The organism is Micromonospora sp. RTP1Z1, assembly GCF_033804685.1.
Lineage (GTDB): Bacteria > Actinomycetota > Actinomycetes > Mycobacteriales > Micromonosporaceae > Micromonospora.
In genome coordinates this window covers 1-11973 of sequence record NZ_JAPFQV010000032.1, presented here as the reverse complement: position 1 = coordinate 11973, position 11973 = coordinate 1, and the positions used below count along the sequence as shown (strand labels likewise).

The window sequence follows — 11973 nt, the reverse complement described above, 5'->3', positions numbered from 1 at the left end:
CGTGGGGTGGCCAGCGATTCGACGGGAGTTCCGATGACATACGCGATCCACGCGGAGGGTCTGGTCCGCCGCTTCGGCGCGACCACCGCCCTCGCCGGAGTCGACCTCGCCGTCCCCACCGGGACGGTTTTCGGTCTGCTCGGGCCGAACGGGGCGGGCAAAACCACCGCGGTACGGGTGCTCGCCACCCTGCTCGCCGCCGACGCGGGGCACGCCACGGTGGGCGGGTACGACGTCCGCCGCGACGCCCACCGGGTCCGCCAGCTGATCGGCCTGACCGGCCAGTACGCCTCGGTCGACGAGACGCTGACCGGTACCGAGAACCTGCTGCTGATCGGCCGGCTGCTCGGGATGGGCCGGGCCGACGCCCGGGCCCGCGCCGGGCAACTGCTCGCCGACTTCCACCTCACCGACGCCGCCGACCGGGCGGCCAAGACCTACTCGGGCGGCATGCGGCGCCGCCTCGACCTGGCCGCCAGCCTGGTCGGCCGGCCGCAGGTGCTCTTCCTCGACGAGCCGACCACCGGGCTCGACCCGCGCAGCCGCAACGAGCTGTGGGACATCGTCCGGGGCCTGGTCGCCGACGGGGTGACCGTGCTGCTGACCACCCAGTACCTGGAGGAGGCCGACCAGCTCGCCGGCGAGATCGCCGTGGTGGACCACGGCCGGGTCATCGCCCAGGGCACGCCCGAGGAGCTGAAGGCGAAGACCGGCGGGCAGATCCTGACGGTCCGGCCGGCGGACGCCAGCGACCTGCCGACCGTGGTGTCCATCGCCGCGGAGGTCGCCGGGGGGACCCCCGAGGTCGCCCAGACCACCGTCACCGTGCCGGTGAACGACCCCGGCGTGTTGCCCGCCGTGGTGCGCCGGCTCGACCAGGCCGAGATCACGATCGCCGAGCTGGCCTTGCGCGGCTCCAGCCTGGACGAGGTCTTCCTCTCCCTGACCGGCCACCGGGCCGAGCAGGACGGCCGCTCCGATGTTGAACTGGAAAGGATTCCCGCATGACCGCCGCCACCCTCACCGCGGCCCCGCTGGCCCCGGCCCGCCGGCCGGGCCTCGCCGCCGGGCTGCGGCACACCCTCACCCTGGCCTGGCGCAGCCTGGTGCAGATCAAGCACAACCCGATGGAACTGCTCGACCTGAGCATCCAGCCGGTGATGTTCGTGCTGCTCTTCACGTACGTCTTCGGCGGCGCGATCTCCGGGACGCCGGGCGACTACCTGAAGTTCGCGCTGCCCGGGATCATCGTGCAGAACGCCTTCTTCGCCACCATGACCACCGGCTTCGGGCTCAACAACGACCTCACCAAGGGCGTCTTCGACCGGCTGCGGGCGCTGCCGATCGCCCGCTGGGCGCCGCTGGCCGGGCGGATCCTCGCCGACACCGTCAAGCAGGCCTGGTCGGTGTCGCTGCTGGTCGGGGTCGGCATGATCCTCGGGTTCCGGCTGGGCAACGGGGTGGTCGGGCTGCTCGGCGCGTTCGCGCTGCTGCTCGCGTTCTCACTGGCCGCCTCGTGGATCTCGGTGCTGGTCGGCGTGCTGGTCAGCGAGCCGGACAAGGTGCAGATCTTCGGCTTCATGGTGATCTTCCCGCTGACCTTCACCAGCAACGCCTTCGTGCCGACCGACACCATGCCCTCGTGGCTCCAGCGCTGGGTGGAGGTCAACCCGGTGACCATCCTCGCCGACGCGCTGCGTGGCCTGCTGGTCGGCGGACCGGTGGCCGGCCCGGCCGTCCAGGCGATGATCTGGGCCGCTGCCCTCGCCGCCGTGTTCGCCCCGCTCGCCGTGCGGGCGCTCAGGCGTCGAGTGTGACCCGGACCGCCGCCGCGGCCGCCTCTGCCGGCCGTCGCCGCAACCCGGTGCTCAGACCTCCGGCCGGTCCTGCTCGGTGTCCCGGCGGCGCAGGTCATCCTCGCGGCGGCGCAGGTCGTCCTCCCAACGGCGGAAGAGCTCCTGGTCCTGCTGCCGGGATCGCTCCCCGATGGACGACAGGAACGCCGGGTCGTCGTCCGGCGCCACCTGGCGGCCACGACGGTGCTGTTCGGAGAAGCCGTTCCCGATCGGCCAGGCGGTCCGGGGGCGGCCGGGGCCCGTCTCCCGACCGGCGACGAACCAGGCGATCGAGCCGACCAGCGGGAAGAACAGGATGATCAGCACCCAGGCGATGCGGGGCAGCGCCCGGATCTCGCCCTCCTCCGCGGAGAGGCAGCTGATCAGCGCGCAGATGCCGAGCACGACCTGGGCCAGGAAGAGAAGCCCGTACAGGCGAATCATGTCGGACATCATGGACCACCGATGCCGTTCAGCGCAGCCCGCGTACCACCAGCAGCACGCCGAGCAGGGCGAACCCGGCGGCGGCCAGCGCGGTCAGCGGGAACGACCAGCGTTGCGCCCGGCGCGGCCCGGCGCCGGTGGCCCGCCGCCAGGTCAGGGCGAGCGTGCCGAGCCAACCCAGCACCGCCACGCCGGCCAGCAGCGCGCCGGCCAGGTCGCCGGTGAGGGCGAGCCGGACCAGCAGCACGGCGACCGCGGTGAACGCCAGCAGGGTGCGGCGCCAGGCCAGCCGGGTCCGCTCCGGCTGGAGCCCGGAGTCGCCGGTCATCCGAGCGCCCGGGCCAGCACCGCGATCACCAGCAGCAGCGCGCCGGCGGCGACGGCGAGGGCCAGCACGGCCGGAAAGCGGGACGCCGGCAGCTCCTCGCCGAGCCGGATCGCCCGCTCGGTACGCGCCCAGTGGTCGACCGCCCGGACGGCGACGGCCGCGCCGAGCAGCAGCAGCGCGACGGCGATCACCTCGCGTAGGTGGGCGACGGGCAGCGGTGGCAGGAACTGGGCGGCGGCCAGCCCGCCGGCGATCAGCGCCAGCCCGGTCCGCAGCCAGGCCAGGAAGGTCCGCTCGTTGGCCAGCGAGAAGCGGTAGTCGGGCCTGCTGCCGACCGACCGCATCTCGCGCGGGTCGAACCACCGCCTGATCGCCTCCCACACGTCGCCGATTATCCGCTTTGCCCGGTGAATAGCCTGGGGGGATGACCGATCTTGACGCGCGGACCCTGCGCGACGCCTATGACACCCAGCTCCGTCCGGAGATCCCGGATCCGCTGCCCGCCGGGGTGACCGTCGAACGGGACGGCCCGCTGGTCCGGATCCTCGGCCTGGACAAGCGTGGCTTCCTCACCTACCGCACCCTTGACGGGCTGGCCGGCGCGGAGCTGGACGCGCTGATCGCCCGGCAGGTGGAGGTCTTCCGGGCCCGGGGCGAGGGCGTGGAGTGGAAGCTCAACGGTCACGACGAGCCGGCCGACCTGGGTGACCGGCTGCGGGCCGCCGGGTTCGTCCCCGAGGACCGGGAGACCGTCGTGGTCGGGCCGGTCGCGGCGCTGGCCGGCGCCGTCCCGGTCCTGCCCGACGGGGTATGCCTGCGCGAGGTGACCGCCCGCGAGGACCTGGAACGGATCGCCGCCATGGAGGAGGAGGTCTGGCACGACGACCGGAGCCACCTGGTGACCGGGCTCGCGAAGGAGATCGAGGCCGACCCGCAGTCGATCACGATCGTGGTGGCCGAGGTGGGGGAGACCGTGGTCAGCGCCGGCTGGATCCGCTATCCGGCCAACACCGGCTTCGGCACCCTCTGGGGCGGCTCGACGCTGCCCGAGTGGCGCCGCAAGGGCGTCTACCGGGCGCTGGTGGCGTACCGGGCGCGGCTGGCCGAGCAGCGCGGCCGGACGCTGCTCCAGGTGGACTGCTCGGAGGACAGCCGGCCGATCCTGGAGCGGCTCGGGCTGATAGCGGTCACCACGACGACCCCGTACGTCTACACTCCGTGATCATGGAGCGGTTGACGGCGGAGGAGCAGTCCACCCTGAAGACGGGGGCGTTCGGCGCCGTCTTCCTGGTGTCGAACGCCGAGCCCGGGATGTTCGCGATGATCCGGGAGAGCGTCGCCGCGTCCGGGGCGCTGGACGACGCCAGCGGCGTGGTGAAGGAGGCGCTCACGGTCGGCCCGCTGCCGCAGTTGCCCCGGGACTCCGCGTTGGAGGTCGAGTCGGTGGTGCTGCCGGCGTTGACCCGGGCGGTGGCGATCCTGCGGGAGAAGTCGCCGGGGGAGGTCGAGGCGTACCGCTCGGTGGTGCTGACGGCGGCCGAGCGGGTGGCCGGCGCGCACCGCGGGGTGGCACCGGCGGAGGCGGCGGTGATCGACAAGATCAGGGCCGTGCTGGCCGAGCCGGCCTGACGGCGGCGGCCGACCAGAGTGCGCGGACGGTGGTCCGGACGCAGCGGTCACGGACCCGTCCGCAGGCGCAGCGGTAGGTGTCGGGGAGCATTCGACGGCACGATCGCCGGGCGGCGTCCGCGCCGTCCAGAGCCCGCCCCGTCGCCGGCGAAACCCCCATTTCCGACATGTACGTCACCTCCCGCTTTGGGAGTTTACCCGGCGCTGCGGCCCTCGGTGAGCTGTGTCACTCTGAGGCTCCGGGAGGGCGATGCTACTTGCGGGTAACATTGCGCCGTGGGCAACTGCACAGCGGCCCGCGGTTGACCGACCGTTAAGTCACGCGGGAGGCTGCGCCCGAGACCGGGCGAGTGATCGCAACACCAACCAGGAGGGTCGTCGAAGCGCGATGAACATCGTCGTACTCGTCAAGCAGGTGCCCGATTCGGGCGCGGACCGCAACCTGCGTCCTGACGACAACACCGTCGACCGCGGTTCGGCGAACAACGTCATCAACGAGATGGACGAGTACGCCATCGAAGAGGCGTTGAAGATCAAGGAGGCGCACGGCGGCGAGGTCACCATCCTGACCATGGGTCCGGACCGGGCGACCGAGTCGATCCGCAAGGCGCTCTCCATGGGCCCGGACAAGGCCGTGCACGTCGTGGACGACGCCCTGCACGGCTCCTGCGCCGTCGCCACCTCGAAGGTGCTCGCCGCCGCGCTCGGTCAGCTCAACGCCGACCTGGTGATCTGCGGCGCCGAGTCCACCGACGGCCGGGTCCAGGTCCTGCCGCACATGATCGCCGAGCGACTGGGCGTCGCCGCGCTGACCGGCGCGCGCAAGCTCACCGTCGACGGCGCCACGCTGACCGTCGAGCGGCAGACCGAGGAGGGCTACGAGGTGGTCACCGCCTCGACCCCGGCCGTGGTCTCCGTCTGGGACACCATCAACGAGCCGCGCTACCCGTCCTTCAAGGGCATCATGGCCGCCAAGAAGAAGCCGGTGCAGACGCTCTCCCTGGGTGACCTCGGCGTCGCCCCGACCGAGGTGGGCTTCGACGGCGCGACCAGCGCCGTGCTGGAGCACACCAAGCGCCCGCCGCGCTCCGGCGGCGCGAAGATCACCGACGAGGGCGAGGGCGGCGTCAAGCTGGTCGAGTTCCTCGCCACCGAGAAGTTCGTGTGAGAGGTCTGGACATGGCTGAGGTTCTCGTCGTCGTCGAAGCAACCAAGGAATTCGGCGTCAAGAAGGTCACCCTGGAGATGCTCACCCTCGCCCGCGAGCTGGGCACCCCCAGCGCGGTGGTGCTCGGTGGCTCCGGCGCCGCCGAGGCGCTGAGCGCCAAGCTGGGCGAGTACGGCGCGGAGAAGATCTACGCCGCCGAGGGCGAGGAGATCGACGGCTACCTGGTGGCCCCGAAGGCCACCGTGCTGGCCGACCTGGTCAAGCGGGTGCAGCCGGCCGCCGTGCTGCTCGCCTCGGCCCAGGAGGGCAAGGAGATCGCCGCCCGGCTGGCCGTCAAGCTGGACAACGGCATCCTGACCGACGTGGTCGGCCTCGACGCCGACGGCACCGCGACCCAGGTCGCCTTCGCCGGCTCCACCATCGTCAAGTCCAAGGTCACCAAGGGCCTTCCGCTGGTCACCGTCCGGCCGAACTCGGTCAACCCGACCCCGGCCGCCGCCACCCCGGCGATCGAGCAGCTCACCGTCGCCGTCACCGACGCCGACAAGCTGGCCAAGGTCGTCGACCGGGTCGCCGAGCAGAAGGGCTCCCGCCCCGAGCTCACCGAGGCGTCGGTCGTCGTCTCCGGCGGTCGCGGCGTCGGCAACGCCGACAACTTCAAGCTGGTCGAGGAGCTGGCCGACCTGCTCGGCGGCGCCGTCGGCGCGTCCCGCGCGGCCGTCGACTCCGGCTACTACCCGCACCAGTTCCAGGTCGGCCAGACCGGCAAGACCGTCGCCCCGCAGCTCTACGTCGCGCTGGGCATCTCCGGCGCGATCCAGCACCGGGCCGGCATGCAGACCTCGAAGACCATCGTCGCCGTGAACAAGGACGGCGAGGCCCCGATCTTCGAGCTCGCCGACTACGGCGTGGTGGGCGACCTGTTCAAGGTCGTCCCGCAGGCCGCCGAGGAGATCCGCAAGCGCAAGTGACCGTCGCGGTCACGAAAGAGCCGCCGTCCGGGGGTCCGGGCGGCGGCTCTTTCCGTGTTGCGGCCTTCCATGCGGTGGAAGGGAGCTGATCGGCGGGCCGGGGAGCTGAGCCGGCCCGCCGATCAGCCCGTCAGGGTGCCCCTCAGCAAACTGTCGCCGGAGTGGGCGGCCTTGTTGTCGTACTGCTCGGCGGAGACGTCTCCCGAGCCCTTGCTCAGCGTACCGACCGAGAACATCTGCATCGTCTTTTGGATCGATCAGCCAGACCCCGTAGTACCCCGGAACCTTCGGGAGATTCGCGACGTGCCGTTGTGCGCCCCGCCCCGCCCCGGCCCCCGTACGCCGAGCGGTACTCCGGCAGCCGGCGGGTCGGGTCTCGGCCGTTAGGCTGAACGGTGATGGCTTACCTGGATCACGCGGCGACGACCCCGATGCTCGACGAGGCACTCGAGGCGTACGTCGCCACCGCCCGCGAGGTCGGCAACGCGTCTTCGCTGCACGCGGCGGGCCGGCGTGCCCGGCGCCGGGTGGAGGAGTCCCGCGAGCGGGTGGCCGCCGTGCTCGGCGCCCGCCCCTCCGAGGTGATCTTCACGGGGGGTGGCACGGAGAGCGACAACCTCGCGGTGAAGGGCATCTTCTGGGCCCGTCGCGCCGCCCGCGCCGGGCGGATCCGGGTGGTCTCCAGCGCGGTCGAGCACCATGCGGTGCTGGACGCCGTGGACTGGCTGACCGGGCACGAGGGCGCCGAGGTCGGCTGGCTGCCGGTCGGGGCCGCCGGCCGGCTCGACCCGGAGCGGCTCCGCGCGGAGCTGGCCGCGCACGGCGACCGGGTGGCCCTGGTCACCGCGATGTGGGCCAACAACGAGGTGGGCACCGTGCAGCCGGTGGCCGAGCTGGCGGCCGTCGCCGCCGAGCACGGCGTGCCGTTCCACACGGACGCGATCCAGGCCGTCGGCCAGGTGCCGGTCGACTTCGCCGCCAGCGGCGTCGCCGCGCTGACCGTGACCGGGCACAAGCTCGGCGGCCCGACCGGGGTCGGCGCGCTGCTGCTCGCCCGGGACGTCGCGGCCACCCCGCTGCTGCACGGCGGCGGCCAGGAGCGGGACGTGCGCTCCGGCACCCTCGACACCGCCGGCATCGTGGCCTTCGCGGTGGCCGTGGAGGCCGCGGTGAAGGGCCAGCAGGAGTACGCGGCGTGGGTGGCCGCCCTCCGCGACGAGCTGGTCGAGCGGGTCCGGCGGGCGGTGCCCGAGGTGGTCTTCAACGGCGACCCGGTCGACCGTCTCCCCGGCAACGCCCACTTCTCCTTCCCCGGCTGCGAGGGCGACGCGCTGCTGCTGCTCCTCGACGCCCAGGGCATCGCCTGCTCCACCGGCTCGGCCTGCTCGGCCGGGGTGGCGCAGCCCTCACACGTGTTGCTGGCGATGGGCGCCGACGACGACCGGGCCCGCTCCTCGCTGCGCTTCACCCTCGGCCACACCAGCACCCGGGCCGACGTCGACGCCCTGATCGCCGCCCTCCCGGCGGCGGTCGACCGCGCCCGCCGCGCCGCCGCCCTCCGCACCCCCCGGTGACCCGGCTACGCTCGGTGGGATGAGGGGAGTGGGCTGGTGAGGGTTCTGGCGGCGATGTCGGGCGGGGTGGACTCCGCCGTGGCGGCGGCGCGCGCGGTGGAGGCCGGGCACGACGTGACCGGAGTGCACCTGGCGCTGGCCCGCAACCCGCAGACGTATCGCACCGGCGCTCGCGGCTGCTGCACGCTGGAGGACTCCCGGGATGCCCGGCGGGCCGCCGACGTGATCGGCATCCCGTTCTACGTCTGGGACATGGCCGACCGGTTCCATGAGGACGTGGTGGACGACTTCGTCGCCGAGTACGCGGCCGGTCGTACCCCGAATCCGTGCCTGCGTTGCAACGAGAAGATCAAGTTCGCCGCGGTGCTGGACCGGGCCGTGGCCCTGGGCTTCGACGCGGTGGGCACCGGCCACCACGCCCGGCTCGGCCCCGACGGCCTGCTGCGGCGCAGCGTCGACATGGCCAAGGACCAGTCGTACGTCCTCGCGGTGCTGACCCGCGCGCAGCTGGACCGGTCGATCTTCCCGCTCGGCGACTCCACCAAGGCCGAGGTACGCGCGGAGGCGGCCCGACGTGGCCTCGCGGTGGCCGACAAGCCCGACTCGCACGACATCTGCTTCATCGCCGACGGCGACACCCGCGGCTTCCTCGCCCAGCGGCTCGGCGAGGCCCCCGGCGACGTGGTCGACGCGGTCAGCGGCGCGGTGGTCGGCAGCCACAGCGGCGCGTACGCCTACACCGTCGGCCAGCGGCGCGGGCTGCACCTGGACCGGCCGGCCCCGGACGGCCGGCCCCGCTACGTGCTCTCCATCACCCCGAAGACCAACACGGTGACCGTCGGCCCGGCCGAGGCGCTGGAGGTCTCCGAGGTCCGGGCGACCCGGCCGGTCTGGACCGGCGGCGAGCGGCCGACCGCGCCGGTCGAATGCGAGGTGCAGCTGCGGGCGCACGGCGACGTGGTGCCCGCCACCGTCGAGGTCTCCGCCGACGGGCTCGCCGCCGAGCTGCACCGCCCGGTCCGCGGCGTTGCCGCCGGCCAGGCGATCGTGGCGTACCGGCCGGACCCGGCCGGGGACGTGGTGCTGGGCTCGGCCACCATCACCGGCTGAGCGCCCCGGGGCGCGGCACGGGATCGGTCGGCGGGGCGCCGGTGCGCGCTTTCACCCCGGCGGGGGGATACCTCCGCGATGCGCTGCGGAGCTGATGTCGCGGATGAATCAGACCGGACGAGGCGATGCGCCGGGGACGGGCTGCGGCCGCGCGGTCACCGGCGACCGACGCCGGCAGGAGCAGCCACCCGGCAGGGGCAATCACTCGGCAGGGGCAATCGTCCGGTAGGGAGCGCCGTCCCGTCGGGCGGTGGCCGGCGCAGCGGTTAGTCTTCCCGCGTGACTGATCACGCTTGGCCCTGGCCCGCCGGGGCGGCGACCGGAATCGGCTCGCTGCCCGGCACCGACATCGCCGAGGCGCAGCGGATCGTGCTCGGTGAGCTGCCCGCCCTCCCACACCTGCCCGAGCTGCCCGCCCGGGGCCCGGGCGCCGACCTGATCGGCCGCACCGGCGGCCTGCTGGTCGACCTGCCGATCGAGCTGTACGCGGGCCGCTGGCGGATCGCCCCGCGCCCCGGCAGGGACCTGCGCCGAGCCCGGGACCTGATGGATCGCGACCTGGACCAGCTCGCCGAGCAGGCCGAGGAGTACGCCGGCCTGGTCAAGGTGCAGGCCGCCGGCCCGTTCACCCTGGCCGCCGCGCTGGAGCTGCCGATCGGTGGCCGGCTGCTGCGCGACCCGGGCGCGGTGCGCGACCTCACCGGCTCGCTCGCCGAGGGGCTGCGGGGGCACGTCGAGGCGGTGCGCCGGCGGCTGCCCCGCGCGTCGGTGCTGCTCCAGCTCGACGAGCCGTCCCTGCCGGCGGTGCTGGCCGGCCGGGTGCCCACCGAGAGCGGCTTCGGCACCCACCGGGCGGTGGAGTCCGAGGCCGCCCGCGCGCTCCTGCAGACGGTGGTGGAGGCGGCCGGCGTGCCGACGGTGGTGCACTGCTGCGCCCCCGACGTGCCGTTGGAGCTGATCCGTACCGCCGGGGCGGTCGGGGTGGCGCTGGACCTGGACCTGGTCACCGACCTGGACCCGCTCGGCGAGGCGATCGACGCCGGGCTCGGGCTGTTGGCCGGCGCCGCGCCCACGTTGCCGCCGCCCGGCGGTCGTGCGCCGACCTCCGCCCAGGTCGCCGACCGGGTGAGCCAGGTCTGGGACCGCCTCGGCTTCCCTCGGCGCCGGCTCGCCGAGCAGGTGGTGGTGACCCCGGCCTGCGGCCTCGCCGGGGCCACCCCGGAGTACGCTCGCGCGGTCCTCGCCGCCTGTCGGGACGCCGGCCGGCGGCTGTACGAGGAGTGAGGTTTTTCCGTCGTACCCACCGGGCAGGATGGCCGGCATGATTGGACGACTGCGCTCCGTGGTGGTCGACTGCCCTGACCCGCGGGCCCTGGCCGGCTTCTACGCCGAGCTGCTCGGCCTGCCGGTGATCGAGGACAACTCCGACGGTGACGACTGGGTGGTGCTCGGCGGCCCGCCGGGTCACCTGCCGCGGCTCGCCTTCCAGCGGGCGCCCGGCCTGCGCACGCCGGCCTGGCCCGATCCGGAGCGGCCCCAGCAGTTCCACCTCGACGTCACCGTCGACGACATCGAGACCGCCGAGAAGGCGGCGCTGGCCCTGGGCGCCCGGCGGCTGCCGGGCCAGGGCGAGGGCTTCCGGGTGTACGCCGACCCGGCCGGGCACCCGTTCTGCCTCTGCTGGGACTGACCCGGGCCGTCGGGGCCGACCTGGCGGAGGTTGCGGGCACCGGGCATGATCGCCACCGTGATCGACTCCTCGCTCCGGCGGGCCTCCGGCTCGCTCTTCGGGCTCGCCTACGGTGATGCCCTGGGCAAGCCCACCGAGTTCCTCACCGTCGCCGAGATCGTTCGCCGGTACGGCCCGGCCGGCCCCCGGGAATTGGCCGGCGACCCGGCGCTGGTCACCGACGACACCCAGATGGCGCTCGCCGTCGCGTGGGCGCTGTACGACGCGCCCGCCCACACCCCGGAGACGGTCGAGCCGCTGCTGCGACGGCGCTTCCTCGACTGGGCGGCCAGCCCCGACAACAACCGGGCACCCGGCATGACCTGCCTGCGAGCCTGCGCCGAGCTGTCCCGGGGCACCCGCTGGCAGGAGGCGACCGTGGCCGACTCGAAGGGCTGTGGCGCGAACATGCGGGTCACCCCCGTCGGGCTCCTCGACGTCGACCTGGACACCCTCGGCGGGCTGGCCCAGCTCCAGGCTGGCCTGACCCACGGTCACCCGACCGGCCTGGCGGCCAGCGAGCTGACCGCGTACGCGGTCCGGCTGCTGCGCGACGGCGCCGCGCTGGCCGACCTGCCCGGGCTGCTCACCGCGCGGGCCCACGACCAGCGCCGGGTGTACCGGGCCGACTGGCTCGGCGACCTCTGGCAGCGTCCCGGGGTGGCGACGCCAACGGAGTTCATCGCCCGGGGCTGGGACGAGTGCCTGCGTGCCCTCGCGCGCCTCGATGCCGCGCTGGCCGGCCCGGACGACGGCGGTGACCCGTGCCGGCAGACCGGGGAGGGCTGGATCGCCGAGGAGGCGCTCGCCACCGCGCTGCTCTGCGCGATCCGGCACGCCGACGACCCGGTCGGCGCGCTGGCCCGCGGGGCCACCACCGGCGGCGACTCCGACTCCATCGCCGCCCTGGCCGGTGCCTTCGTCGGCGCTGCCCACGGCATGGCCGCCTGGCCCGCCGACTGGTCCACCCGCATCGAGTACGCCGACCAGCTCACCACCCTCGCCCGCGCCGCGGACTGACCCGGCGCTCAGCCGCCCCCGGCCACCGCCCGTAGCCGCCGGCCGGGGGCGGGGGCGCGCTGCGGGGGGGGGAGGGGGTCCGGGGGCCAGGGGGGGGAGTTTCGGGAGCTGGCGCCGGAGGGTCGGGGCGCAGGCGCCGGCCCGGGCCGCGATGGCCGCGGGGGG

Annotated in this window: 14 protein-coding genes; 11 read left to right on the top strand and 3 right to left on the bottom strand. The window is 74.1% G+C overall.

Translation table 11 applies throughout. The features are described 5' to 3' along the window. The first annotated feature begins 33 nt into the window (after positions 1-33). Positions 34-1008 carry an ATP-binding cassette domain-containing protein gene (locus SLP03_RS17275; RefSeq protein WP_319461629.1) on the top strand — a complete coding sequence of 325 codons (975 nt, stop codon included), beginning with the start codon at positions 34-36 and terminating at the stop codon, positions 1006-1008. Then, positions 1005-1817: an ABC transporter permease gene (locus SLP03_RS17270; protein WP_319461628.1), complete on the top strand. Its 813-nt coding sequence runs from the start codon at positions 1005-1007 to the stop codon at positions 1815-1817. Before SLP03_RS17275 ends, SLP03_RS17270 begins: the two co-directional genes overlap by 4 nt. 51 nt (positions 1818-1868) lie before the next feature. Here SLP03_RS17270 and SLP03_RS17265 read toward each other — a convergent pair whose 3' ends face one another. From SLP03_RS17265 to SLP03_RS17255, 3 genes are read right to left on the bottom strand one after another with little or no spacing between them, the layout of a single operon-like run. Continuing rightward, positions 1869-2279, bottom strand: coding sequence for a PLD nuclease N-terminal domain-containing protein (locus SLP03_RS17265; protein ID WP_319461627.1), 411 nt, complete (start codon positions 2277-2279; stop codon positions 1869-1871). Between the two features lie 28 nt (positions 2280-2307). Continuing rightward, the gene (locus SLP03_RS17260) at positions 2308-2607 is read right to left on the bottom strand and encodes a DUF202 domain-containing protein (protein ID WP_319461626.1); all 300 of its coding nucleotides are present in this window, start codon (positions 2605-2607) and stop codon (positions 2308-2310) included. Then, a complete protein-coding gene (locus SLP03_RS17255) occupies positions 2604-2990 on the bottom strand; it encodes a DUF202 domain-containing protein (RefSeq protein WP_319461625.1) in 387 nt (128 codons plus the stop codon). The genes SLP03_RS17260 and SLP03_RS17255 overlap by 4 nt, the downstream gene beginning before the upstream one ends. A gap of 41 nt (positions 2991-3031) precedes the next feature. On the opposite strand from SLP03_RS17255, the gene SLP03_RS17250 reads away from it, so the two are divergent. The 9 genes from SLP03_RS17250 to SLP03_RS17205 all read left to right on the top strand — a co-directional run bounded on the left by SLP03_RS17250 (position 3032) and on the right by SLP03_RS17205 (position 11808). After that, entirely contained in the window at positions 3032-3829 is a 798-nt protein-coding gene (locus tag SLP03_RS17250) for a GNAT family N-acetyltransferase (RefSeq protein WP_319461624.1), read from the top strand. A gap of 2 nt (positions 3830-3831) precedes the next feature. Continuing rightward, the gene (locus SLP03_RS17245; RefSeq protein ID WP_319461623.1) at positions 3832-4236 is read left to right on the top strand and encodes a hypothetical protein; all 405 of its coding nucleotides are present in this window, start codon (positions 3832-3834) and stop codon (positions 4234-4236) included. Between the two features lie 388 nt (positions 4237-4624). Continuing rightward, positions 4625-5404, top strand: a complete 780-nt coding sequence (locus tag SLP03_RS17240; RefSeq protein WP_319461622.1) for an electron transfer flavoprotein subunit beta/FixA family protein — start codon at positions 4625-4627, stop codon at positions 5402-5404. An 11-nt stretch (positions 5405-5415) separates the two neighbouring features. Beyond that, positions 5416-6375 carry an electron transfer flavoprotein subunit alpha/FixB family protein gene (locus tag SLP03_RS17235; RefSeq protein ID WP_319461621.1) on the top strand — a complete coding sequence of 320 codons (960 nt, stop codon included), beginning with the start codon at positions 5416-5418 and terminating at the stop codon, positions 6373-6375. 398 nt (positions 6376-6773) lie between these two features. Then, positions 6774-7949: a cysteine desulfurase family protein gene (locus tag SLP03_RS17225; RefSeq protein WP_319461620.1), complete on the top strand. Its 1176-nt coding sequence runs from the start codon at positions 6774-6776 to the stop codon at positions 7947-7949. 36 nt (positions 7950-7985) lie between these two features. Then, positions 7986-9059 carry a tRNA 2-thiouridine(34) synthase MnmA gene (gene mnmA / locus SLP03_RS17220; RefSeq protein WP_319461619.1) on the top strand — a complete coding sequence of 358 codons (1074 nt, stop codon included), beginning with the start codon at positions 7986-7988 and terminating at the stop codon, positions 9057-9059. 279 nt (positions 9060-9338) lie between these two features. Continuing rightward, the gene (locus SLP03_RS17215) at positions 9339-10343 is read left to right on the top strand and encodes a methionine synthase (RefSeq protein WP_319461618.1); all 1005 of its coding nucleotides are present in this window, start codon (positions 9339-9341) and stop codon (positions 10341-10343) included. Positions 10344-10380: 37 nt separating this feature from the next. After that, a complete protein-coding gene (locus SLP03_RS17210) occupies positions 10381-10749 on the top strand; it encodes a VOC family protein (RefSeq protein ID WP_319461617.1) in 369 nt (122 codons plus the stop codon). A 45-nt stretch (positions 10750-10794) separates the two neighbouring features. Continuing rightward, positions 10795-11808 carry an ADP-ribosylglycohydrolase family protein gene (locus SLP03_RS17205; protein WP_319461616.1) on the top strand — a complete coding sequence of 338 codons (1014 nt, stop codon included), beginning with the start codon at positions 10795-10797 and terminating at the stop codon, positions 11806-11808. The last annotated feature ends 165 nt before the right edge of the window (positions 11809-11973 follow it).